Origin of the sequence: Massilia arenae (genome assembly GCF_008014745.1) — a bacterium.
GTDB classification, from domain to species: Bacteria; Pseudomonadota; Gammaproteobacteria; order Burkholderiales; family Burkholderiaceae_D; genus Telluria; species Telluria arenae.
In genome coordinates this window covers 1-24,881 of sequence record NZ_VPFD01000039.1, presented here as the reverse complement: position 1 = coordinate 24,881, position 24,881 = coordinate 1, and the positions used below count along the sequence as shown (strand labels likewise).

Genomic DNA, 24,881 nt, shown 5'->3' with positions numbered 1-24,881 from the left:
GCGCCCGACGTCGGTGCGCTTGCCAACAGTGCGGTCAAGCCAGGGTTTCCAGGCGCGCACACACCCCATCGATGCCGCCCTGCCCCGCGAACCGCGCGGCGAGCCCGGCGCTCTGCGCCGCAATTTGCGTACTGCCCACCACCTCCTGCAAGGCCTTCGTCATGCGCGCCGGCGTGACGCGCGCGGCATGCAGGCTGGCGCCGGCCCCCATTGCCACCACCCGCGCCGCGTTGTCGAACTGGTCGTGCGCGAGCGGCACGATTAGTTGCGGCGTACCGGCTCGTAAGGCTTCGGCCGTGGTGCCGATGCCGCCATGATGGACCAGGGCCGCGACGTGGGGCAGCAAGGCCTTCAGCGGGACGTAGTCCTGCCAGCAGACGTTGGGCGCCAGCGGGGCCGGCAACTGCTCAGCGTGCGGCGTCAGGAACACCGCGCGTAGGCCGAGTTCAGTCACCGCCTGCTGCGCCGCCTCGAAATAGGCGCGCGCCTGGCGGTTGCCGGTGCCGGGCGTGAACACGACCGGCGGCGCACCGCCATCGAGGAAGGCGCGCAGCTCAAAGCTCGGTGCGGCGTTCGGGTCGGGATCGTAGAGCGGGAAATCAGCCTGGTACAGCGGCCGCGGCCAATCCGGCGGCGGCGCGGCGAACCAGTCGGGAAACAATGCCAGCGACAGGTCAGGGATGGAAGGAATGTAGTCGACCATATTGCCCACCTGTGGCAAGCCGCGCGCCACGCGCGCCGTGTTCAGGCCGGGCAGCGCCACCGGATCGACGAAGCGCGCCGCCAATGCGCGCCACAGCCAGCGGCGCGCGCCATGCGGCACCCAGGCCGGCACCGGCCAGGGGCCAAGCAGCAGCGGGTCGTGCACGGTCGGCAGATTGGAGGGCGCCAGCCAGGCCGCCGCGATCTTCAGGCCGGGACAGGTGTGGCGGCACAGGTCGGCCTCGGGCAGCGCCAGCGGATGGACCAGCAGCACGCGCCGCTCGTTCGGCTGTTTGCGGGCAAGCGCTTCGACCACCCGCGGCAGCTGCGCCATCGCCGGCCGCGTCGCTTCCCACACCACGGCCAGGCCGCGGGTGGCATGCCACAGGTCGGGATGGTCGAGCACGGCCATGTCGGCCGGTAAGCCGTGGAAAGTGAGTCCGGCCGCCTCGACATATTGTGCATGCTGTTCCGGGCCGAGGAAATCGACCCGGTTGCCGCGCTCGCTCAGTGCGCGGCCGATCCATAGGAAGGGAAACAGGTCGCCGGCCGAGCCGATCGTCGCCAGGATGAAATGCACCCGCCCGCCTCCCTCTATCTCTGTCAGAAGGACAGTGTACCTTCGATCGAATCGTCGAGCGTCTTGCCGATCACCGCGCCGACCGCGACCTTGACGCCAGCCACCGCATCGCCGTGCTTGTTGTCCCAGTAGTAGCCGGTCTTGGGCGTGACCTTGATGACGGTGATGCGCGGATCGTCCTCGCCCCCGGTGAACCAGGTCTTGAGCATCGAGTTCCATAACTGCTTGATGCGCGCCTTGTCTTGCGAGACCTCGGCATGGCCGTCCAGTTCCAGGAAACCCGAATGCTTGCCCGACTGGAAGAACAGCTTCACGGTTGGATTGGCCTGCAATTCCTGGTTCTTGTGGCTGTCGATGCTGCTGAGGAACCAGATGGCGCCGGCATCGTCGGTCTCGCGCACGCTCATCGGGCGCACGCCACGGCTCGGGCCCTGGCCATTGCCGGTGCAGAAAAAGCACGAATCGGCGTCGTCGATCATGTCCTTGATGCGCTCGATGGCATCGACGCCGGCCAGGTCGCGGCGGTTTTCTTCGGCTTGGTTGCGGTTGATGGAATCCATAGTCTTCTCCTGAGAGGATGGCCATGTGGCCGATGAGAAGACTGTAAACGGATCGCTGGCGCCGGTATGTGGGTGGCCGAACGCTGGGCAATCGAATTGCCCGGCGCCCGGTTCAACACAGGTTCACAGGAGATTTACAGGAAACGGTCGAGGATCTTGCGGCTGTGCTTGTCGATCTTGAACATATCGCGCACCAGGAAGTTGATGCCGTGGTTGTCCGCGATCAGCAGCGAGGCTTCTCCGATGCGGCGGATGTCTTCGTCGACCTTGAGCACGAAGGCGGTGTCGCCACGGTCGGTCTGCACGGTCCAGGTGCAGGGCGTGGCGAAGCTCGACACGTCCAGGATGGCCAGGATCTCGGGGATGAACTCGCGGCCGTCGATTTCCTCGCGGATCAGGGTGCGGATGGTGTCCGGCATATCGGCCAGGTCGTCGATCCAGGCGACTTCCTTGCCGCCTTCCCGCACCAGTGAAATGCCCTTGGTCGGCGCCTGGATCGGAAAGGCGCGCACCGGCGTCACGCCGACCCATTCCTCGCCGTTTTCCAGGGTGATAATGAGTTTGCCAAAGCTGTCGCGGCGCAGCTGGAAGGGGATAGTCGGAATGCTCGTCATTTATGCGTCCTTGTCGTCCAGATCCTGGTCCACGTTGCGCGCCTGCGCTTCGTAGAGTCGGTGGTAAGCGCCTTCGCGCGCCATCAGCTCGTCGTGATTGCCCTCCTCGACCACCACGCCGCGGTCCAGCACCACCAGGCGGTCGGCCCGGTGCAGGGTCGACAGGCGGTGCGCGATGGCGATCGTGGTGCGGCCCTGCACGAGATTGTCGAGCGCCTTCTGGATTTCTTTTTCGGTTTCCGAGTCCACCGACGAGGTCGCTTCGTCCAGGATCAGGATCGGCGGATCGATCAACAAGGCGCGCGCAATCGAGATGCGCTGGCGCTCGCCGCCCGACAGGCCCTGGCCACGCTCGCCGACCATCGAATCGTAGCCCTGCGGCAGGCGCAGGATGAACTCGTGGGCGTGGGCGGCGCGCGCCGAAGCAATGATTTCCTCGCGCGTGGCGTTCGGTTTGCCGTAGGCGATGTTGTCGGCAATGGTGCCAAAGAACAGGAAGGGTTCCTGCAGCACCAGGCCGATATTGCGGCGGTAGTCGGCCACGGCAAACGAGCGGATGTCCTGGCCGTCGAGCAGGATCGCGCCTTCGGCCACGTCGTAGAAGCGGCAGATCAGGTTGACCAGCGTGCTCTTGCCCGAACCGCTGTGGCCGACCAGGCCCACCATCTCGCCGGCCTTGATCTTGAGCGAGATGCCACGGTTGACCGCGCGATTGCCGTAACGGAAACCAACCTCGCGCAGCTCGATATTGCCCTCGATCTTGTCGACCTTCACCGGGTTGACCGGGTCAGGCACGCTCGAGACGTGGTCGAGGATGTCGAAGATGCGCTTGGCGGCCGAGGCCGATTTCTGCGTCACCGACACGATGCGGCTCATCGAATCCAGGCGCACATAGAAGCGGCCGCTATAGGCGATGAAGGCCGACAAAGTGCCGACCGTGATGTCGCCGCGCGACACCTGCCAGATGCCGAAGCACCAGATCACGAGCAGGCCCAGTTCGGTCAGGAACGACACCGTCGGCGAGAACAACGACCATACCCGGTTCAGCTTGTCGTTGACGGCGAGATTGTGCTTGTTGGCTTCGCGGAAGCGGGCCGCCTCGCGCTTTTCCTGGGCAAAGGCCTTCACTACCCGGATGCCGGGAATGGTATCGGCCAGCACATTGGTCACCTCGCCCCACACGCGGTCGATTTTTTCGAAGCCGGTGCGCAGCTTGTCGCGCACGATGTGGATCATCCAGGCGATGAACGGCAGCGGCAGCAGGGTCACCACCGCCAGCCAGGGATTAATCGTGAACAGGATAATGCCCGTCATCACGATCATCAGCACGTCCGACAAAAAGTCGAGCAGGTGCAGCGACAGGAAGACGCAAATCCGGTCCGAACCGCTGCCGATGCGCGCCATCAGGTCGCCAGTGCGCTTGCCGCCGAAGAATTCCAGCGACAGCCGCATCAGGTGTTCATAGGTGGTCGAGCGCAGGTCGGCGCCGATGCGCTCGGAGGCCAGCGCCAGCACATAGGTCTTGGCCCAGCCCAGCAGCCAGGCCAGCAGCGCGGCCGCGAACAGGCCGCCCATATACATATAGACGAGATTGGTATCGATTTGCTGCCCGTTCTGGTACGGAATCAACACATTGTCCAGCAGCGGCATCGTCAGGTACGGCGGAATCATGTGTGCGCCGGTCGAGCCCAGCATCAGCAAGAATCCCAGCAACAATTGCCCTTTATAGGGCTGGGCGAAGCGCCACAGGCGGAACAGGGTCCAGGTCGACGGCGGCGTATGCAGCACTTTTTCGCAGATCGGGCAATCTTCCTGGTCCGGTTCGAGCGGCGCCTTGCAACTTGGACAAGTGTGCTGGTCCGGCGCCTGCACCGGCACGCCCGTGGCCACGCTCTGGACCTGGTCGCGGAAATGGTCGGCAACGCGGATCGCGTGCAGGTTCTGGCCCAGGGTAAAGCGCCAGGCGGATAGCAGCCCGCCATCGTCGATCAGCTCCAGGTGGCCGACGCCGGCATGGTCATGGTGGCGCAGTTCGGTGCCGGCGCGGTGCGACCAGTCGCGCCACGCGGTCTCGCCCGGCGCGCGCGCCAGCAGGCGGCGATCCGTCACCAGTACCAGGCCTTTTGAAAAATGTAATTTCGCGTCGAGGTCAACCTCCACGCTGCTTAAAACGTTTTCCCCTGGTGCAAGCTGTTTCGCGACGTCACTTTGCCACCGTTCAGGTACGGAACTGGCGGCCAAGGCAAGCGACGATGGAATAGCAGGTTGTTGAGTTGTCATGTATTGCGCCCGATAACAGGCTTTTGTTCTTTAAGGGTGGACATGGCGCCGGTTCGGCGATGCACAAGGATCGTCGTTACGCCGTTGCGTGAAACGCTCCACAGAGCGCTAGAACGTTTGTGCGTATCGTTTGGATGACACGAGAAACGTGTTAGTAGGAATGTTGCGGCGCAGCAGGCCGGCAAGTGTACATGAGTCGATCTGTACGCGGCCGCTTTCGGCACCGTTTTGGAAGTCGGGCAGACAAGGACAAGTCGCCAGCGCGAGAGAGGCGCCAGGTGGCAAAAGTGATTACATGACCAAGAAGAATGACATCAAATTCCTGCGCGTAACCTATCTGCGCGGACCGAATATCTGGACCTACCGTCCGGTCCTCGAGGCCTGGCTCGACATCGGCGAGCTGGAAGACTATCCCTCGAACCTTCTTCCCGGCTTCACCGAGCGCCTGACCGCCTGGCTGCCCGGACTGGTCGAGCACCACTGCGGCGTCGGCTACCGCGGCGGCTTCCTGGAGCGCCTGGTCGATGGCACCTGGGCCGGCCACATCCTCGAACACATCGTGCTCGAAGTGCAGAACCTGGCCGGCATGAAGACCGGCTTCGGCAAGACCCGCTCGACCGGCGAGCACGCCATCTACAAGATGGCCTTCCGCACCCGCGATGAAACCGTCGGCCGCGCCGCGCTCGACGTCGCCCACCGCCTGATGATGGCCGCGATCAACGACGAACCGTTCGACCTTTCCAGCGAAGTCACGCGCCTGACCGATATGGTCGACCGCCACTGCCTGGGCCCGTCCACCGCCCACATCGTGGACGCCGCCACCGACCGCCGCATTCCGTCGATCCGCCTGACCGACGGCAACCTGGTGCAGCTCGGCTACGGCGCCTTTCAACGCCGTATCTGGACCGCCGAGACCGACCGCACCAGCGCGATCGCCGAAGGCATCGCCAGCGACAAGGACATGACCAAGTCGCTACTCTCCTCGTGCGGCGTGCCGGTGCCGGAAGGCGCGATCGCGCGCAGCCTAGATGCCGCATGGGACGAAGCGCAAGACATCGGCCTGCCGGTGGTCGTGAAACCGATCGACGCCAACCACGGCCGCGGCGTGTCGCTCAACCTGCTGACCGAAGCCGAAGTCAAGGCTGCCTACACGATCGCGTCGGTGGAGGGTGAGAGCAAATCCGTGCTGGTCGAACGCTTCATCACCGGCAACGAACACCGCCTTCTGGTGGTCGGCCGCAAGGTGGTGGCCGCGGCGCGCGGCGAGTCGGTCTGGGTGACGGGCGACGGCCGCCAGAACGTGGCCGAGCTGTGCGAAACCCAGATCAACGTCGACCCGCGCCGTGGCGAGAGCGAGGAATTCCCGCTCAGCCCCGTCAAGCCGCGCGAGAGCGAAGAAAACCAGCTGCAGCTGCAGCGCCAGGGCTTGAGCCCCGACTCCGTCCCGCCCGAAGGCCAGAAAGTGCTGATCCAGGTGAACGGCAACGTCGCCGACGACGTGACCGACCTGGTGCACCCCGACGTCGCCCACGCCGCCGCCCTGGCCGCGCGCATCGTCGGCCTGGACATCGCCGGCATCGACCTGGTGTGCGAAGACATCTCGCGTCCCCTCGAAGAACAGCGCGGCGCCATCATCGAAGTCAATGCCAGCCCGGGCCTGCTGGCCCATATGAAGCCGGCCAGCGGCACCCCGCGCAACGTCGGCAAGGACATCGTCGACCACCTGTTCGCCGAAGGCGAAACGGCGCGCATCCCGGTAGTCGGCGTGACCGGTTCGAAGGGCTGCAGCCTGATCACGCGCCTGGTCGGCTGCCTGGTCAACATCACGGGCAAGGAAGTCGGCGTCGCCAACGGCGAAGGCCTGTACCTGAATGCGCGCGCCATCTCCCATCGCGACTCGACCGGCGTCGAAGCGGCCCAGCGCATCCTGATCAACCGCAACGTGGAAACCGCCGTGTTCGAATCGAACGCGCGCTCGATCCTGCAGGACGGCCTGCCCTACGACCGCTGCGCGGTGGGCGTGGTGACCGACATGAACGGCATCGGGGACGTGGCCGAGTTCCATGTGCGCGATGCGGATGCGATGCGCACCGTGATCCGCAGCCAGGTCGACGTGATCCTGCCGGATGGCGTGGCGGTGCTGAACGCCGCCGACGAACAGGTGGCCGGACTGGCCGAGCTGTGCGACGGCAGCGTGATCTATTACGCGGCCGACGAAACCAACCCGATCCTGGCCGCGCACCGCCAGGGTGGCGAACGCGTGGTGTTTGCGCGCGACGGCCGCATCGTGCTGGCCGCGGGCGAACAGGAAACGCTGCTGATCGCGCTGGCGGCAATGAAGCCGTCGACCGTGAAGTATCCGGAGAACGTGCTGGCCGCAGTGGCCGCCTCGTGGGCCCTCGGCGTGCCGAGCGACCTGCTGTGCGGTGGCCTGCGCGCCTTCGACGCGACGCCGAAGAAGTAATCCATTAATAAAGGAAGACGGTTTATGGAAGTATCTCGCGTACGGGCCCTGCGTGGCCCAAATCTCTGGAGCCATCACACTTCGGTCGAGGCCATCGTGACGTGCACGCCGGAAGAAGAATCGATCGCCACCTTGGATGGTTTCGAATCGCGCCTGCGCGTGCGCTTCCCGCAGATGGGCGCCCTGCAACCCTTCGGCCACGACGACACGGTGCCGCTGTCGCACGTGCTCGAACTGGTGGCGCTGACCCTGCAGGCCGAAGCCGGCTGCCCGGTGACCTTCAGCCGCACCACCGCCACCCTGGAAACCGGCATCTACCAGGTCGTGGTCGAATACAGCGAGGAAGACGTCGGCCGCCTGGCGCTGGACCTGGCGCTGCAGCTGATCGGGTCCGCCCGCGACGACACCCCGTTCGACCTGGCCGCCGCGCTCAAGCAACTGCGCGATCTTGACGAAGACGTGCGCCTGGGTCCATCGACCGGCTCGATCGTGCAGGCCGCCGTGGCCCGTAACATCCCGTTCCGCCGCATGACCGAAGGCAGCATGGTGATGTTCGGCTGGGGCAGCCGCCAGCGCCGCATCCAGGCCGCCGAGATCGACGCCACCGGCGCCATCGCCGAATCGATCGCCCAGGACAAGGAACTGACCAAGAAGCTGCTGGACGCGGCCGGCGTGCCGGTGCCGCAAGGCCGCGGCGTGATCGACCCGGACGATGCCTGGGCCGCGGCCCTGGAAATCGGCCTGCCGGTCGTGATCAAGCCGAAGGACGGCAACCAGGGCAAGGGCGTGACGGTCAACGTCACCACCCGCGAACAGCTCGACGCCGGTTTCAAGGCAGCCAGCGAGTTCCGCGACGATATCCTGGTCGAGCGCTACCTGCCCGGCCACGACTACCGCCTGCTGGTGGTCGGCGACAAGATGGTCGCCGCCGCGCGCCGTGAACCGCCGCAGGTGATCGGCGACGGCAAGCACACCGTGCGCGAACTGGTCGATGCGGTCAACCGCGACCCGCGCCGCGGCGACGGCCATGCCACCTCGCTGACCAAGATCCGCTTCGACGACATCGCCCTGGGCACCCTGGTGCAGCAAGGGATGAACGCCGACTCGGTCCCGAGCCTGGGCCAGCGCGTGGTCTTGCGCAACAACGCCAACCTGTCGACCGGCGGCACCGCCACCGACGTGACCGACGACGTCCACCCTGAAGTGGCCGAGCGCGCGATCGCCGCCGCCCACATGATCGGCCTGGACATCTGCGGCGTCGACCTGGTGGCCGACAGCGTGCTGAAGCCGATCGAAGACGTGAACGGCGGCATCGTCGAAGTCAATGCCGCGCCGGGCCTGCGCATGCACCTGGCGCCGTCGTTCGGCAAGCCGCGCGCGATCGGCGAAGCGATCATGAACACCCTGTTCAAGGATGGCGACGACGGCCGCATCCCGGTAGTGGCCGTGACCGGCACCAACGGCAAGACGACTACCGTGCGCCTGATCGCGCACCTGCTCACCGCCTCGGGCCTGCGCACCGGCATGACCAATACCGACGGCGTCTATATCGAAGGCCGCCGCATCGACAGCGGCGACTGCAGCGGTCCGCGCAGCGCGCGCAATGTGCTGCTGCACCCGGACGTCGACGCCGCCGTGTTCGAGACGGCGCGCGGCGGCCTGCTGCGCGAAGGCCTGGCCTTCGACAAGTGCCAGGTTGCGGTGGTGACCAATATCGGCGCCGGCGACCATCTGGGCCTGAACTACATCACGACCCTGGAAGACCTGGCCGTGCTGAAACGCGTGATCGTGCAGAACGTGGCCGTGGGCGGCATGGCGGTGCTCAATGCCGCCGACCCGACCGTGGCGGCGATGGCCGAGAAGACCCGCGGCGAAGTCACCTTCTTCGCCCAGGACGTCGGCAATCCGGTCATGGCGATGCACCGCGCCCAGGGCCGCCGCGTCGTGTTCGTCGAGGAGGGCTACCTGGTCGCCGCACAGGGCCGTTTTGTGGAACGCATCGATATGAAGGAAGTGCCGATCACGCGCGGTGGCGTGGTGGGCTTCCAGGTCGAGAACGTGATGGCGTCGGTGGCCGCCGCCTGGGGCGTGGGCACGTCGTGGGATGCGATCCGCCTGGGCCTGAAAACCTTCGTGGGCGAGAGCGACAACGCGCCGGGCCGTTTCAATGTGTTCGACTACCGCGGTGCGACCGTGATCGCCGACTACGGCCACAATCCGGATGCGATCGCGGCGCTGGTCAATGCGGTGGAAGGCATGCCGGCCAAGCGCCGTTCGGTGGTGATCAGCGGCGCCGGCGACCGCCGCGACCAGGACATCCGCCAGCAGACCGAAATCCTCGGCAAGTCCTTCGACGATGTGCTGCTGTACCAGGACCAGTGCCAGCGCGGCCGCGCTGACGGCGAAGTGATCGCGCTGCTGCGCGCGGGCCTGGCCGGCGCCACCCGCACCGGGCACGTTGAAGAGATCGATGGCGAGTTCGTCGCCATCGACCGCGCGCTCGACCGCCTGAACGAAGGCGACTTGTGCCTGGTGCTGATCGACCAGGTCGATGCGGCGCTGGCGCATATCACGCGGCGCGTGACCCAGGCCAAGGCGGCCTGAGTCGTCGTACCGCAGGGGACGGCCTGGCCGTCCCCGATTATCCCGGTACGCCTAATTTTTGGCGCGGGGTGCTGCCAGCAGTTGGGTTTCCCACGACAGGGCCACCGAGGCGGCGCCGCCGTTTTCGTAGATGATGTTGGTGACGCCCTCGAGCGTGCTCTCGCGTGCGTAGTCGCGCTGCCACTCGGACACGATGGCAAACCAGGTGATCGGCGTGCAGCCGGCTGCGACCATGCGGCGCACGGCCATGTCGTGCGCTTCCTCGCTCACGCCGCCGGATGCGTCGGTGACGACGAAGACATCGTAGTCTTCGCCTGCAGCCTGGATCGCCGGCATCGCCAGGCAGATCTCGGTGTACAGACCGGCGAGCACCAGCTGCTTGCGGCCGCTCTTTTTCACGATGTCGGTGACCTTGGTGTCTTCCCAGGTGTTGATGAAGGTGCGGTCGATGGGCTTCTGTTCCGGGAAGACTGCCTGCAGTTCCTTGATGAGATAACCGCCGCGTTCTTCCAGCACGGTGGTCAGGATCGTCGGCACATTGAAGACTTTCGCCGCCTTGGCCAGGCCAACCACATTATTGATGATCATGGTCGGCTCATGGCTTTTCAGGCAGGCGAACTGGAATGGCTGGTGGTCGATGAGAACGACGATGCTGTCTTCTGGACGCAGAAGCGCCTTGAGTCCATTCTTGCTCATTTTGTCTATCCTTAAATTGACCAAGCGCCGGGGCGCGCTTGGGAAGCAATAAGGTAGCAACATGATGATCTAGCGACAATGACGGTTCCTGCGCTTAGCAGACTGATTTTGCTGTGTCAGGATCCGAGGGGGGAATGTTATCCTGCGCCGATGAGCACTCCGCCCCTATCTTCCCTAGCATCGCTTCCTCCTTTTGGCGGAGCCATGCTGCTGCGGGCGCTGCTCAAGCGTCCGGCACGCGCGTCGACCGGCCAGGCTAGCGCCACCTGGCGCCTCGACCGGATCGACCGCGATCACCTGCGCCGCTATAACGCCGCGTTTGGATTCAAAGGCGATGCGGTTCCGCTTACCTTCCTGTACCTGCTGGCACAGCGCGCGCAGCTGGCGACCATGCTGGCCTGCCCGATCCCATTTCGCATTCCAGGCCTGATCCATGTCGAGAACCGGCTGGCGATGCACGGCCCGGTCGTGCCTGACGCGCCATTGGCGCTGACGACCGCCTTGCAACTGCCGCCCCCTGCCCCGAACGGCGCGCTGCATGCGGTGCTGGAGACGCGCGCCTTCGATAGCGAACGGCTGGCCTTTTCCTGCGATAGCACCTATCTGATCCGGCGCGGCAGCCGCTCGGGCCGCGATGCGCCGCAGCCCGAGGCGCCGCATGGCAAGGCGCTTGGAGGGTGGACGGTCGCGCGTGACGCCGGACGGCGCTATGCGGCCTTGTCGGGCGACTGGAATCCGATCCACCTATGGCCATGGTCGGCGCGACTGATGGGGATGCGCGCGCCGATCATCCACGGCGCGCACACACTGGCGAAAGCCTGTTCACTGCTGCAGGCAGCGACGGGCCGCGACATCGCCGCGGTCTGGTGCCGCTTCCTGCAACCGGTTCCCTTGGACTCGAAAGTCACACTGCACCTGGATGACGCAGGCAACGAGTTCATTGCCGTGTGCGACGGCCGCACCGCCCTCCGCGGCAGGTGGGATGCTACGACATGGCCTGCGGCACCGGCGGTGGGGGCGAATCCGGCAGCGGGGTGAACTCCTTGTCGTCCGCATCCGGCAGCTTCATCCTGCCCGCTTGCCAGTCGGCCGCCGCCTGCGCCAGACGGTCCTTCGAGGACGACACAAAATTCCAGTACAGATGGCGCTCGCCAACCGGGTCCCCACCGAGCACCATCACCGTCGCATGCTCCAGCGCCTTGACGCGCGACGCCGCCGTCCCCAGCACCAGCATCCGGCCGCTCTCGTGGCGCATGCCGTCCATTTCCACTGCGCCGGTGGCGATGTACAGGGCGCGCTCCTTGTAGCCGCCTGGGATCTCGGCGGTCGATCCCGGCTGCATGTCGAGGTGGGCATAGAACAGCGGCGAACAGGTTTTCGCGGCGGCGGAGAGGCCATAGGCGCTGCCGGCGATGAGCTGGCCGGTTACGCCGCCATCCTTCCACTGCGGCAGGTCGGCGCCGGAGTGGTGCGAGAACGACGGCGCGATTTCTTCCATTCCGTTCGGCAGCGCGACCCAGGCCTGGATGCCGTGCAGGTGGTCGCCATGCGCCCGCGCGTGCTCGAAGCGCTCGCTGTGCGTGATGCCGCTGCCCGCGGTCATCCAGTTGACTTCGTGCGGATGGATCTCCTGTTCGACGCCCACGCTGTCGCGGTGCATGATCCGGCCCGAGAACAGATAGGTCACCGTCGACAGGCCGATATGCGGATGCGCGCGCACGTCGGCGCTGCGGTCGAGGCCCGGCGCCAGGTCGACCGGCCCGATATGGTCGAAGAAGATGAACGGTCCTACCATGCGCTGCTTTGCGAACGGCAGCACGCGGCCAACTTCGAAACTGCCGCCCAGGCTGCGGCGGCGCTGTTCGATGATCATGTCAATCATGGTTTTCCTTGCTCCTTGGTCAATTGAGGGAAGGCCTGGGCGCGGGGCCAGGCTCTGGCGATCGGCGGCTTGGTGTCGAAATACGCCACCAGCAGATCGGTCAGGATGCGGATCTTGCGCGCCGGATGCTGGCCCGGCGGGCGCACGACATAGGCGCCGGCCGGCGGCAGCGGGTAGCGCGTCACGACTGGTACGAGCGCGCCGGAATCCAGGTGCTCATGCATCAAGCCATAGGGAAGATAGGCGACGCCCACCCCCGCCAGCGCGGCCGCGACCAGCGCGGTGCCGTTGTCCGCCTTGAAGCGTCCCTGGGGCCGGACCGACACGATCTTCTCGCCATCCAGGAATTGCCAGGCCTCGGTGCCCTGCATGAGGGCCTGGTGCGACAAGAGCTGGTCCGGCGTCTCGGGCGCTCCGTGGGCGGCGATATAGGCGGGACTCGCGACGACGAGTCCATAGATCGGTCCGATCCGCCGCGCCACCAGGTTGGAATCCTGCAGGTAGCCGACCCGAATCGCGCAGTCGTAGCCGTCCGCGATCAGGTCCACATTGTGGTCGCTGTAGCAGGTGTGGACGTGCAGCCGCGGATGGAGCCGCGCCATTTCCGCCAGCACCGGCGCGAAGTGGGTCGGCCCGAACGACAGCGGCGCTGCGATGCGCAGGCGGCCGCGCAGTTCGCCGGCGGGCAGGATCGTCTCGCGCGCCAGGGCGATCTCGGCGCAGACCCTGGCCGCGTAGTCGCGGAAGGTGGCGCCGGCTTCGGTGAGCGCCGCGCCGCGGGTGGTGCGCGACAGCAGCTGGATGCCCAGCTCCTCCTCCAGCCGGGCCAGGCGCCGGCTGACGATCGACTTCGATACGCCAAGCCGGAGCGCGGCCGCCGAAATGCCGCCGGCGTCGGCGACTTCCACGAATGTCTGCAGCTCTTCGATATCCACTACGATGCTCCCCGTTGCGCCACATGGCCTCGCCAGATGATACCGCCGTCGGCGGCTAGGCCGACGGCTTGTCCAGCGGCTGCGGCATGCCAGGCAGGTGCAGGCGATCGCGGCCCGACAGTTCGTCGCCGTGAATTTGCGCGGCAAGCCTCTCGGCATCGCGCCGGCGGGTATCCATCGCCGCCTCCTTCACTTGGGCCTCGGCGAAGCCCAGCGCTCGCAGCCCCTCGGCGCCCATCAGGAAGGCCGATTCCACGGTTTCGCGAATCTGGTAGTCGACGCCGGCGCGGATCAGGGTAAGGGCGTGGTCACGATCGTAGCTGCGCACCAGCAGCCGGGCCTGGGGGAACTCGCGCCTTGCCAGCGCCACGATGTCGTTCGCGGCCTTGGGCTCGTCGATGCACACCATGATCGCATCGGCTTCGGCGGCGCCGGAGTGGCGCAGGGTATCGAAGCGCGTCCCTTCGCCGAAGAACACCTTGAAGTCGAAGCGCTGCGCAACGCGGATGCGGTCGGGATCCTTGTCGATCACCGCCAGCCTGACGCCGCTGGACAGCAGCACCTGCGAGGCGATCTGACCGAAGCGGCCGAAGCCGATGAGAAGCACCCTCCCCTTCAGGTCGTGCGCATGCTCGACGCCGTCCATCGATTTTTCATGCCGCAAGAGGCGGTCGGTCACGAGCGTCAGCAGGGGCGAGAGCGCCATCGACAGGATCACGACGGTGGCGAACAAGGCGTTTTCGCGTTCGTCGAGCACGCCGGCCGAGAGCGCGGCGGCATACAGCACGAAGGCGAACTCGCCACCCTGCAGGAACATCGAGGTGCGGTGCAGGGCCTGATGCTTGCTGGCGCCGAACAGGCGCGCGACCACGTGAACGACGATGCCCTTCGCCACCATGAACCAGAACAGCATGGACAGCAACAGCCGCCATTCGGCCGCGACGATGGCCAGGTCGAGCGACATGCCCACCGCCAGGAAGAACAGCCCCATGAGCAGGCCGCGAAACGGCTCGATATCGCTTTCAATCTGGTGCCGGTAGCTCGAACTCGACAGCATCACCCCGGCCAGGAAGGCGCCCATCGCCATCGACAGGCCGGCGAATTCCATCAGCAGCGCCGCGCACAGGACCACCAGCAGCGCGCCCGCGGTCAGGACTTCGCGCGTGCGCGACCTGGCCAGCAAGGCGAAGAACGGGTCGAGTCCCCAGCGCCCCACGCCCAGCAGCACCGCCAGCGCGCCGATCGCCAGCAGCAGGTCGGACCACCCCTGCCCTTGCTGCCCTTGCAGCGGCGGCGCCAGGAAGGCGACCACCGCCAGCAGCGGCACGATCATCAAGTCCTCGAACAACAGGATGGCGACCGACTTCTGCCCCTGCTCGCTGGCAATCTCGCCCCGGTCCTGCAGCGCTGTCATGATGACGGCGGTCGAGGACAGGACGAAGCCCGCGCCGGCGACGAAAGCGGCCGGCCCGGACAGGCCAAACATCGCATAGCCGGTGAGCGCCAGCGCGGCGGTCGCGGCGGACACCTGGGCCAGGCCCAGGCCGAAGATCTGGCCACGCATCGCCCACAGCTTGTGCGGCCGCAGTTCCAGCCCGATCACGAACAGGAACATCACCACGCCCAGCTCGGAGATATGGAGGATCGAGCGCGCATCGGTGACCAGGGCCAGCACCGACGGTCCCACCAGGATGCCCGCTCCAAAGTAACCAAGGACCGCGCCAAGGCCCAGCCGCCGGAACAACGGCACGGCGATCACGGCTGCCCCCATCAGGACGACCACCGGGCCGATCGTCTGCCCCAGGCTTGCTCCAGCCATCAACTCTCCTCGCTTATCTCATTCATTTGATGCATACATTTAACTGACATTGAGCCATGCGCAACGGCAGGCCCTAGCGTTCCCGGATGCGCAACACAGCGTGTCCGGGAACGGCACTAGCGCGCACGACGCGAGGCCAGCAGAATCGTCCTTGCGCCTCGGCATTGGAGACAGAACGATACCAATCCGATATAGGCGCGACAATGTTCAATCCTGCTATCGATGGTTCATTCCTGCTGCGCCGGACCCGAGGCCGCATCCATTCCGCCAATTGTCGTCATCGACGATGCCAGTCTTAGGAGAACATTATTTCCGTCCCAATGGCCATGCTCCCGCCACTTCCCCACAATATCATCGGCCTGACGCAGGCGGGGCGCGCGTGGAGCGGCGTCCAGCTGCTTGTCACCGGCTACGACTGTGACGGCGAAGGCACGAGCGTCCTTCCGCACCGCGATCACGCACGCCTCAGCGTCGTGCTCGAAGAGCACGGAGGCGCATGCGAGCCGCGTCTTCAACCGCATCGACCGTGCCCCGTCGAGCATGTGCCGCGACATATGTATTTCGCGCCGGCCGGCATGGAGATCTGGGGCCACACAAAATACGCGCGGCGCGTCGTCGACGCCGTGCTCATGTTCGACCTCGACGTCTTGAGCGAACGCCTGGAAACGACATTGGACCCGGACCGGATCGGCGTTCCGAGGCTGCGCTTTGCCAATGACCGGATCTGGAATCTGGTCAAGCTGCTTTCCGAGGCAGTCCACAATCCCGACCCGTCGATGCATCTATACGGCGACGGCATCATTACCGCCGTGTCGTCCCAGCTGTTCGCAGCGCCGCGCATCACGGAATTCAAAGCCGGTGGACTCGCGCCATGGCAGCTGCGACGGGTGATCGACTATATGGATGCGAATCTCCCGCACCGTATCGAGCTCGACACCCTGGCAACGCTGGTCAATCTGTCGCAAGCCCATTTCAGCCGCGCGTTCAAGATATCGACCGGCCTCGCGCCCTACCAATGGCAGCTCGACGCGCGCATCCGGCGCGCGCAGCTGTTGCTGTCCGCTTCCGATGCCAGCCTTGGCGAGGTGGCGCACGCCACCGGCTTTGCGGATCCGGTCCACTTTGGCAGGACGTTCCGCAAAATGATGGGCCTGGCGCCGGGCGCATGGCGCACCGAGCACAAGCGATAGTCGCTCCGGCGTCGCGCGCGCCGAATAAATAAATCAAATTGACTTATCATTGGGCTTGCTCTATAATTCATGCCCACTAGACAATAGTTATTCGTAGCAACAACCCTGCTGCACCACATTTGCCATCCGATGGATGGGAAATCGCTCTTAGGCCCAGCGCCTGCATCTCGACAACGTTGACGCAATTCGCGTCAGCACCCGCCCCGCCGGCAAAGCGTGCCTGCCGTTTCCATCGCCAGCACGCTTGCGCGCCAACTGCACTGCCGACGGCTCGGGTCCATCGATTCCCATGAACGCCATTGGCTGCAGGGTTTCATTCCATTCGCCAAATAGAAGGAGAACAACAACGTGGCAAAACAAATCATCATCGACCATGTCTTCAAGGTGTACGGCGACCAGCCCGACGACGCGCTGGCGCTGGTTCGCCAGGGCGCCAACAAGCAAGACATCCTGGCCAAGACCGGCTGCACGATCGGCGTGTTCGACGCCACCTTCACCATCGAAGCGGGCGAGATCTTCGTCATCATGGGCTTGTCCGGCTCGGGCAAGTCGACCCTGGTGCGCATGCTTAACCGCCTGGTCGAGCCGACCGACGGCCGCATCCTGGTCGACGGCAACGACATCAACACGCTGCCGGACGCCGAGTTGCGCGCCTTGCGCCGCAAGGACATCAGCATGGTGTTCCAGTCGTTCGCCCTGCTGCCGCACATCACCGTGCTCGACAACACCGCCTTCGGCATGGAGCTGGCCGGCATTCCCAAGGCCGAGCGCCATGAGCAGGCGCGGCAAGCGCTGGAGCAGGTCGGCCTGGCGGGCTATGCCGCCAGCTATCCCGACGAACTGTCCGGCGGCATGCAGCAGCGGGTGGGCCTGGCACGTGCGCTGGCCAGCGATCCATCGATCCTGCTGATGGACGAGGCGTTTTCGGCGCTCGATCCGATCATGCGCACCGAGATGCAGTCCGAGCTGCTGCGCCTGCAGCAGATCAAGCGCCGCACCATCGTCTTTATTTCGCACGACCTCGACGAAGCGATGCGCATCGGCGACCGCATTGCCATCATGAAGGATGGCCACGTGGTGCAGGTCGGCACGCCCGAGGAAATCCTGCGCAAGCCCGCCAACGACTACGTGCGCAATTTCGTGCGCGGCGTCGATGCGGCGGCGGTCTTCAAGGCCAGCGACATCGCCCGCAAGAGCCAGATCGTGGTATCGGAATCGCCGACCCGCGGTTCGCGCGCGGCGCTGTCGATGCTGGAGGAGCAGGACCGGACCTACGCCTATGTCGTCAATCCGCAGCGCGAATTCCTCGGCCTGGTGTCGGTGGACTCCCTGCGCAGCGCACTCGACGGCCATACCGGCCCACTGGGCCTGGCGCATGCCTTCCTGGCGGACGTGCAGACCATCAAGGCGGACGAGCCCGTCGCCGGCCTGTTCGGCCAGGTGGCGCAACTGCCGTATGCGGTGCCGGTGGTGGGCGATGACGGACGCCTGTGCGGCGCGATCAGCAAGACCACCTTGCTGAAATTCCTCGACCCCGACACGCCTGCCATTCCCGAGGCACAGCATCAGAAAGGACAAGCATGAGCATGACCGAGAACATCACAGCAGTACAGCCGGCCGCGGTACAGCCGGCCACCGAACAGGCTGCAGGACAGGCTGCACAAGCGGCCGCCCAGATCAATCCCTGGCTGCCGACGCCACCAAGCGACACCTCCTGGCTCGATGCGGCAGCGCCGGGCGTCACGCCCGAGCACGCCAGCAGTTTCGACCTGGCGCACCTCCTCGATGGGGCGCTGCCGCTGCAATCCTGGATCAACGACGGGCTGGGTTGGGTTGTGGAGAATTTCCGCCCCTTCTTCCAGGCCGTGCGCGCGCCGATCGACGCGACGCTGACCGGCTCCAGCCAGTTGCTGCTGGCCGTGCCATCCCTGGTGCTGATCGCCATCATCGGCCTGCTGGCATGGCAGTTCACCAGCCGTGCGCTGGCCGTCGGCACCGTGCTGGCGCTGGTGGCGGTCGCCGCGCTGGGCGTGTGGCCGGAAGCGATGATCACCCTGTCGCTGGTGCTCACCTCGCTGGTGTTCTGCCTGGTGATCGGTCTACCGCTGGGGATCTTCCTGGCCAGCAGTGACCGTGCGCAGAACATCCTGCGCCCCGTGCTGGACGCGATGCAGACGACGCCCGCCTTCGTCTATCTGGTGCCGGTGGTCATGCTGTTCGGCATCGGCAATGCGCCCGGCGTGATCGTCACCATCATCTTCGCCCTGCCGCCGCTGGTGCGCCTGACCAACCTCGGCATTCGCCAGGTGCGTCCCGACCTGATCGAGGCGGCGCGCGCCTATGGCGCCTCGCCCTTGCAGCTCCTGAGCCGTGTGCAGCTGCCGCTGGCAATGCCGTCGATCATGGCCGGCATCAACCAATCGCTGATGCTGTCGCTGTCGATGGTGGTGATCGCCTCGATGATCGCGGTCGGCGGCCTCGGCCAGATGGTGCTGCGCGGCATTGGCCGCCTGGACATGGGCCTGGCCACCGTGGGCGGTCTCGGCATCGTCCTGCTTGCCATCATGCTGGACCGCCTGACCCAGGCCATGGGGCAACCGCGCCGCGGCGTGCGCCACTGGTACCAGACCGGTCCGGTCGGCTTCGTCCTGCGCCGGGTCGGCGGTTCCGCCGGCTCCGACGCGGCTCCGTCCACCAAGCCCGCCACCGCACAATAAGACTAGAAAGGATACCGATGCGTCAAACCGAACACTTCAACGCCACCTATAAAACGCAGCGCGCGTTTCGCTGGATCTCGGCCCTCGTGCTTGCCGCACTCGCCCTCTCCACCGGCATCGCGACGGCGCAAACACCAGGCGCCGACCTGCCCGGCAAGGGCATCAAGGTGCAGGCCCTGCAAAGCTCGCTGGCCGAGGAAACCTTCCAGACCATGCTGGCCAATCGCGCCCTGGAACAGCTGGGCTACGAAACGCAGCCGATCAAGGAAGTCGCCTATCCGACCGCGCACATCGCCGTCGGCAACGGCGATGCGACCTTCCTCGCGGTGCACTGGGACCCTTTGCACCAGGACTATTACGACAACGCAGGCGGTGACGCCAAGCTGCTGCGCACCGGCAGCTACGCCGGTCCTGCCGCCCAGGGCTACCTGATCGACAAGGCCACGGCCGAGAAGCACAACATCACCAATATCGACCAGTTGCGCGACCCGGCCATCGCCAAGCTGTTCGACCATGACGGCGACGGCAAGGCCGACCTGACCGGCTGCGATCCGGGCTGGGGCTGCGAGGCGATGATCGAACACCATATGGACGGTTACAAACTGCGTCCGACGGTCACGCACGTGCAGGGCAGCTATTCGGCCCTGATCGCCGACACGATCGGCCGCTACAAGCGCGGCGAATCGATCCTGTACTACACCTGGACGCCGTACTGGGTGAGCAGCGTGCTGGTGCCGGGCAAGGACGTCGTGTGGCTGCAGGTGCCGCATTCGTCGAACCCGCAAAACGCCAATACCCGCCTGGCCGATGGCAGCGATTACGGGTTTGCCGTCAACACCACGCGCTTCGTCGTCAATCGCGCCTGGGCCGAGAAGAATCCGGCGGCAGTCAAGCTGTTCGAAGTCATGCGCTTGCCGATTGCCGACATCAATGCACAGAACGATCGTGTGCGTGAAGGGCAGAACTCGCAGGCCGAGATCGCGCGCCATACGGCGGGCTGGATCAAGTTCCATCAGGAGCTGTTCGATAGCTGGATCGCGCAGGCGAAGGCTGCGGCGAAACCGTAGTCCTTGGATCGGAGGCCGGTATTTTTCCGGCCTCTTACTAGCCCGCCAAACTGGCGTTGATCGATATCGAATCAGCGACGGGAATCACCATTTTCTTCCGCCCGTGTCCGGCATTGCTCACCTCTTCCACCCTGACGAGGCCCAGCTTTCGCAATCGGCCAATGTCTTTCGACACGGCGCTCTGCTCTCGGCTGACTGCAGCCGCGAGTTCGGAAATCGATCGCGTCTTTTTGAGCGCCAGACGCAAGAGTTCAAGCCGCTTCGGCGTCAGTTCCGAAATGAACTCCGCAAACTCCACGCTGGTCAAGGTCATTGCGTGCGGCAGACTCGGCGCACGGGCGTCCAGTGCTTTAGCGACATCCCGCCCTTTGCTTGTCCGCTCTTGCAGATCGGGATCGTTCAAAAAGTCGTCTAGCGTAATTTTTTTACTCATAGTCATTTCCCCTTATTCACGTGCCTGAGAGCTATATCCATCCATTCGCGCTGAAACCTCTCATAAAGCGCTTCATAGCTATCGAAAGGATCGGGCGTGACAGTTCCGTAGTAGTGCTTGTGCGAATAATCGTGACTGTTGTCATAGCCAAGAACTCGCCCGTTGTCACCGGCATGGATACTCGCGTTGATATAGGCTAAAGCGTAGTGAATGACTTTTCTTGAAGGTAGTTCTCTGACAACCAATTCTTTCAGCACACCCCCACCCAGCTTGGGCTTGATTTTCACATCAAGAGGCGCATAGCGCTCCAATCTGGGCACAGGCTTTGAAGCTTTTCCCTTGCCAGCCATGATCTACCACCTCCTACCTGGTGTCAACCTTTGATATGTCGTGCCATGTAAAAGTTCGCGCTGATGCATGCAGTAGCTGTTTGCAGCAAACTGCCGGGTCGATCAGGGTAAAATGCCAAGTCCTGGCCTCCACGCGCCAAGCCGTACCGATTCAGACGACATGACCACCGCCCCCAAAGAAATCAACGCCGCCGCCATCAAGAACAGCGCGACGGAAAAGCTCACTCCCATGATGCAGCAATATTTAGGCATCAAGGCTAATTACCCCACCATGCTGGTGTTCTACCGCATGGGCGACTTCTACGAGCTGTTCTTCGACGACGCCGAAAAAGCCTCGCGCGTGCTCGGCATCACGCTCACCGCGCGCGGCAAGTCGGGCGACCAGTCGATCAAGATGGCCGGCGTGCCCTTCCACTCGCTGGACGGCTACCTCGCCAAGCTGGTCAAACTGGGCGAATCGTGCGCCATCTGCGAACAGATCGGCGACCCGGCCCTCTCGAAAGGTCCGGTCGAACGCAAGGTGGTGCGCGTAGTCACGCCCGGCACCCTCACCGATTCCGACCTGCTGCCCGAGAAGGCCGAGCGCCCGCTGCTGGCGCTGTGCCTGATCAGCCAGCGTAAAACCGTCACCGCCGGCCTGGCCTGGCTGTCGCTCGCCAGCGGCAACCTGCGCCTGATGGAATTCTCGGGTGATGCGCGCGCCGTCGAACAGCGCCTGGCGCACGAACTCGAACGCATCGCGCCAGCCGAGATCCTGCGCGCCGATTGCGCCGACATGTTCGAAAGCGACGGCGTCCACGCGCACACCCAACGTGTGCCCGAATGGCATTTCGACGTCGTCAAGGGCCACGGCGCCCTGCTCGAGCAGCTGGGCGTGGCCACCCTCACCGGCTTCGGCGCCGATGGCTTGGGCGCCGCATTCGGCGCGGCCGGAGCGCTGCTGCGCTATGCGCAATCGACGCAAGGCCGCGGCCTGCAGCACGTGCGCGGCCTGGCCTGCGAAACCGAGAATGAATACATCGGTCTGGACGCCGCCACCCGCCGCAACCTGGAACTGACCGAGACCATCCGCGGCCAGGAGTCGCCGACCCTGTTCTCGCTGCTCGACGGCTGCCGCACCGCCATGGGCTCGCGCCTGCTGCGCCACTGGCTGCACCATGCGCGCCGCGACCAATCCATCGCGCGCAGCCGTCACCAGTCGATCGAAGCGCTGATCCAGGCCGATGCCAACGATGCGCTGTCGTCGACCCTGGCCCAGGTGCCGGACATCGAACGCATCACCACGCGCATCGCCCTGCTCACCGCACGGCCACGCGACCTGGCCGCCTTGCGCGACGGACTGACAGCGTTACCGGTGGTGCGCGAGCAAGTGGCGCGTTGCTTCATCCCGGGCGACACCTGCCTGCTGCGCGAGATCCACGACGATCTGACCACGCCGGGCGCGTGTGTCGACCTCCTCACGCGCGCCGTGATGGAAGAACCCGCGGCGATGGTGCGCGACGGCGGCGTGTTCGCGCGCGGCTTCGATGCCGAGCTCGATGAACTGCGCGCGCTGTCCGAGAACGCCGGCCAGTTCCTGGTCGACCTCGAGACGCGCGAGCGCGCCCGCACCGGCATCGCCAACCTGCGGGTCGAGTACAACAAGGTGCACGGTTTCTACATCGAGGTCACCAACGGCCAGACCGACAAGGTGCCGGACGACTACCGCCGCCGCCAGACCCTCAAGAACTGCGAACGCTACATCACGCCCGAACTCAAGGCCTTCGAAGACAAGGCCCTGTCGGCGCAAGACCGCGCGCTGGCGCGCGAAAAAATCCTGTACGACCAGCTGCTGGCCGACATGGCGCCGCACATCGGCTGCCTGCAGACCACCGCGCGCGCGCTGGCCCAGGTCGACGTGCTGGTGGCGCTGTCGAGCCACGCGCTGCGCCACAACTGGTGTGCGCCGACGCTGAGCGATGCGCCATGTCTCACCATCGTCGAGGGCCGCCATCCGGTGGTGGAAAACCAGATCGAGCGCTTCATCGCCAACGACTGCAAGCTGTCCAACGACCGCCGCCTGCTGTTGATCACCGGCCCGAACATGGGCGGTAAATCGACCTTCATGCGCCAGGTGGCCCTGATCACCCTGCTGGCCTACGTCGGCAGCTACGTGCCGGCCACCAGCGCGACGCTCGGCCCGATCGACCGCATCTTCACCCGCATCGGCGCCAGCGACGACCTGGCCAACGGCCGTTCGACCTTCATGGTCGAGATGACCGAATCGGCCGCGATCCTGAACGGCGCCACCGAGCACTCGCTGGTGCTGATGGACGAAGTCGGCCGCGGCACCTCGACCTTCGACGGCCTGGCGCTGGCCTGGGCGATCGCGCGCCACCTGATCGACACCAGCCGCAGCTTCACGCTGTTCGCGACCCACTACTTCGAGCTGACCCAGCTGCCCGAAACTTATCCGAGCGCCTCCAACGTGCACCTGTCGGCGGTCGAGCACAAGGACAGCATCGTGTTCCTGCACGCGGTGCAGGACGGTCCCGCCTCGCAGAGCTACGGCCTGCAGGTGGCGCAGCTGGCGGGCGTGCCGCAGCCGGTGATCAAGGCCGCGCGCAAGCACCTGGCGCGCCTGGAAGCGCAGGCGCTGGATGCGACGCCGCAGCGCGACCTGTTCGCGGCGCCGCTCGCCGAGGAAGACATCGGCGAGGCGCCGGCCTTCGCGCAAGCCGAACCGCAGGACGACGGCCTGCGCGACGCGCTCGATGCGATCGACCCGGACGCGTTGACGCCACGCGAAGCGCTCGAACGTCTCTACGAGCTCAAGCGCCTCGCCGCCTGATGCAAGCACGGCGCCGATCCCTGCTGCTGGCGGCCCTGCTGTCCTTCTCGTCGCTCGCCGGCGCGAAGGACAAGGCGGATGACGGCGCGCACCGTTTCGCGGTGATCGGCAACGACTCGGGCGAGGATGGCGAGCCGCGCCTGAAGCAGGCCCTGGCCGATTCGTCCGAAAAATCGTTGTCCTTCGTCGTCATCAACGGCATCAAGGGCGAGAAAGAAAGCTGCGGCGACCGGCTGTACCAGGAGCGGCGCGACATCATCGAGCGCGCCCGGCGGCCGACCGTCGTGTCGCTGGCCGGCAGCGACTGGACGGCCTGCCGCAACTCGGCCAACCGCACCAATGCGATCGAGCGCCTGAACCGCCTGCGCGAACTGTTCCATGGCGAGCCCGAGTCGCTGGGCCGCGAGAAAATCCACCTCACCCAACTGTCGGCCAGCCCGCGGTTTCGCAGCTATGCCGAGAACGCGCACTGGAAGGTCGGCAAGGTGCTGTATGCCACCATCAATCTCCCGGCCGGCAACAACCACTTCCTGCCGGCGGCCGGCCGCAACAGCGAGTATGAAGACCGGACGGTCGCCAACCGCTTCTGGCTGAACCGCCTGTTCGCGATCGCGCGCAGCGACAAGGCCGAGGCGCTGGTGCTGTTTTCGGAAGGCGCGGTGCGGCCGTTCTACCTGGACCAGCCGGCGGGGCTACGCGGCCTGCTACGGCGCGATCCGGTGGAGAAGGATGGGTTCGAGGCGGTGCGTCGCCAGATCCAGGGCCAGGCGCTCAAATTCGATGGTAAGGTGCTGCTGGTCGACGGCGGCACGCCGCATGGGAAGAAACCCGAGATCGAGTGGAAGGGCAACCTGGGACAGCTGTCGGTGGGGACGAAGGCGGTCGAGGTGAATGTGAAGGTGGGGACAGAAGCGCAGTTTGGGGTGGAGGATGCGAAGCAGTGATTGGTTCGCGTGTGTGGTGTGCGTGAGAACTTAGGTTCCCGCCTTCGCGGGAACGACGGTTTTACGTGTGGTAGTCGCTAGCAGCACTATTGGCCCGCAACCTTTGCACGTCGTTCCCGCGAAGGCGCTACGCTGAGCCTACATCTTCAACATTTATTTGGCGTATGCTGAATCATTGAAGTGTGGACTCAATGGAGGTCGCCATGGCTTCTCT

The 24,881-nt window shown here is 65.3% G+C and carries 19 protein-coding genes; 9 read left to right on the top strand and 10 right to left on the bottom strand.

The genetic code is table 11. The features are described 5' to 3' along the window. Nucleotides 1-34: 34 nt before the first annotated feature. The 4 genes from FVD38_RS24555 to FVD38_RS24540 all read right to left on the bottom strand — a co-directional run bounded on the left by FVD38_RS24555 (nt 35) and on the right by FVD38_RS24540 (nt 4,736). Nucleotides 35-1,282 carry a glycosyltransferase gene (locus FVD38_RS24555; protein ID WP_147937196.1) on the bottom strand — a complete coding sequence of 416 codons (1,248 nt, stop codon included), beginning with the start codon at nt 1,280-1,282 and terminating at the stop codon, nt 35-37. A 23-nt stretch (nt 1,283-1,305) separates the two neighbouring features. Continuing rightward, nucleotides 1,306-1,842: a pyridoxamine 5'-phosphate oxidase family protein gene (locus tag FVD38_RS24550; RefSeq protein WP_147937195.1), complete on the bottom strand. Its 537-nt coding sequence runs from the start codon at nt 1,840-1,842 to the stop codon at nt 1,306-1,308. A gap of 134 nt (nt 1,843-1,976) precedes the next feature. After that, complete coding sequence (locus FVD38_RS24545; RefSeq protein WP_147937194.1) at nt 1,977-2,456, bottom strand: cyanophycin metabolism-associated DUF1854 family protein; 480 nt, start codon at nt 2,454-2,456, stop codon at nt 1,977-1,979. Further along, nucleotides 2,457-4,736 carry a cyanophycin metabolism-associated ABC transporter gene (locus FVD38_RS24540; RefSeq protein WP_147937193.1) on the bottom strand — a complete coding sequence of 760 codons (2,280 nt, stop codon included), beginning with the start codon at nt 4,734-4,736 and terminating at the stop codon, nt 2,457-2,459. Nucleotides 4,737-5,031: 295 nt separating this feature from the next. On the opposite strand from FVD38_RS24540, the gene FVD38_RS24535 reads away from it, so the two are divergent. Together FVD38_RS24535 and cphA are read left to right on the top strand one after the other, a co-directional pair. Further along, the gene (locus FVD38_RS24535; RefSeq protein ID WP_147937192.1) at nt 5,032-7,200 is read left to right on the top strand and encodes a cyanophycin synthetase; all 2,169 of its coding nucleotides are present in this window, start codon (nt 5,032-5,034) and stop codon (nt 7,198-7,200) included. A gap of 24 nt (nt 7,201-7,224) precedes the next feature. Beyond that, entirely contained in the window at nt 7,225-9,804 is a 2,580-nt protein-coding gene (gene cphA, locus FVD38_RS24530; RefSeq protein WP_147937191.1) for a cyanophycin synthetase, read from the top strand. A 51-nt stretch (nt 9,805-9,855) separates the two neighbouring features. Here the strand turns inward: cphA and FVD38_RS24525 are convergent, their stop codons facing one another. Next, nucleotides 9,856-10,500, bottom strand: a complete 645-nt coding sequence (locus FVD38_RS24525; RefSeq protein WP_187271696.1) for a hydrolase — start codon at nt 10,498-10,500, stop codon at nt 9,856-9,858. A gap of 204 nt (nt 10,501-10,704) precedes the next feature. Here FVD38_RS24525 and FVD38_RS24520 point away from each other — a divergent pair, with 204 nt between their 5' ends. After that, complete coding sequence (locus tag FVD38_RS24520; protein WP_147937190.1) at nt 10,705-11,538, top strand: MaoC family dehydratase; 834 nt, start codon at nt 10,705-10,707, stop codon at nt 11,536-11,538. On the opposite strand, the gene FVD38_RS24515 is transcribed toward FVD38_RS24520, so the two are convergent. Genes FVD38_RS24515 through FVD38_RS24505 form a run of 3 tightly spaced genes read right to left on the bottom strand, consistent with a single transcriptional unit; the run spans nt 11,486 to nt 15,136 of the window. Next, a complete protein-coding gene (locus FVD38_RS24515) occupies nt 11,486-12,382 on the bottom strand; it encodes a pirin family protein (protein ID WP_147937189.1) in 897 nt (298 codons plus the stop codon). The genes FVD38_RS24520 and FVD38_RS24515 overlap by 53 nt on opposite strands. After that, on the bottom strand, nt 12,379-13,317 hold the full coding sequence (locus FVD38_RS24510; protein WP_147937188.1) for a LysR family transcriptional regulator: 939 nt from the start codon (nt 13,315-13,317) through the stop codon (nt 12,379-12,381). Before FVD38_RS24510 ends, FVD38_RS24515 begins: the two co-directional genes overlap by 4 nt. A gap of 55 nt (nt 13,318-13,372) precedes the next feature. Further along, nucleotides 13,373-15,136, bottom strand: a complete 1,764-nt coding sequence (locus tag FVD38_RS24505; protein ID WP_147937187.1) for a monovalent cation:proton antiporter-2 (CPA2) family protein — start codon at nt 15,134-15,136, stop codon at nt 13,373-13,375. A 326-nt stretch (nt 15,137-15,462) separates the two neighbouring features. Between FVD38_RS24505 and FVD38_RS24500 the strand changes: the two genes are divergently transcribed. The 4 genes from FVD38_RS24500 to proX all read left to right on the top strand — a co-directional run bounded on the left by FVD38_RS24500 (nt 15,463) and on the right by proX (nt 20,110). After that, nucleotides 15,463-16,326 (top strand): AraC family transcriptional regulator, encoded by an 864-nt coding sequence (locus tag FVD38_RS24500; RefSeq protein WP_147937186.1) that lies wholly within the window; start codon nt 15,463-15,465, stop codon nt 16,324-16,326. 348 nt (nt 16,327-16,674) lie between these two features. Beyond that, nucleotides 16,675-17,910, top strand: a complete 1,236-nt coding sequence (gene proV / locus FVD38_RS24495; protein ID WP_147937185.1) for a glycine betaine/L-proline ABC transporter ATP-binding protein ProV — start codon at nt 16,675-16,677, stop codon at nt 17,908-17,910. Continuing rightward, nucleotides 17,907-19,043, top strand: a complete 1,137-nt coding sequence (gene proW / locus FVD38_RS24490) for a glycine betaine/L-proline ABC transporter permease ProW (protein ID WP_147937184.1) — start codon at nt 17,907-17,909, stop codon at nt 19,041-19,043. Before proV ends, proW begins: the two co-directional genes overlap by 4 nt. Before the next feature lie 17 nt (nt 19,044-19,060). Beyond that, complete coding sequence (proX, locus tag FVD38_RS24485) at nt 19,061-20,110, top strand: glycine betaine/L-proline ABC transporter substrate-binding protein ProX (RefSeq protein WP_147937183.1); 1,050 nt, start codon at nt 19,061-19,063, stop codon at nt 20,108-20,110. Nucleotides 20,111-20,147: 37 nt separating this feature from the next. Here proX and FVD38_RS24480 read toward each other — a convergent pair whose 3' ends face one another. Together FVD38_RS24480 and FVD38_RS24475 are read right to left on the bottom strand one after the other, a co-directional pair. Continuing rightward, the gene (locus tag FVD38_RS24480; protein ID WP_229493978.1) at nt 20,148-20,543 is read right to left on the bottom strand and encodes an HVO_A0114 family putative DNA-binding protein; all 396 of its coding nucleotides are present in this window, start codon (nt 20,541-20,543) and stop codon (nt 20,148-20,150) included. Nucleotides 20,544-20,545: 2 nt separating this feature from the next. Continuing rightward, nucleotides 20,546-20,893 (bottom strand): toxin-antitoxin system TumE family protein, encoded by a 348-nt coding sequence (locus FVD38_RS24475; protein ID WP_187271695.1) that lies wholly within the window; start codon nt 20,891-20,893, stop codon nt 20,546-20,548. Between the two features lie 160 nt (nt 20,894-21,053). On the opposite strand from FVD38_RS24475, the gene mutS reads away from it, so the two are divergent. Together mutS and FVD38_RS24465 are read left to right on the top strand one after the other, a co-directional pair. Next, entirely contained in the window at nt 21,054-23,723 is a 2,670-nt protein-coding gene (gene mutS, locus FVD38_RS24470; RefSeq protein ID WP_147937181.1) for a DNA mismatch repair protein MutS, read from the top strand. Beyond that, nucleotides 23,723-24,667 (top strand): hypothetical protein, encoded by a 945-nt coding sequence (locus FVD38_RS24465; protein ID WP_147937180.1) that lies wholly within the window; start codon nt 23,723-23,725, stop codon nt 24,665-24,667. Before mutS ends, FVD38_RS24465 begins: the two co-directional genes overlap by 1 nt. The last annotated feature ends 214 nt before the right edge of the window (nt 24,668-24,881 follow it).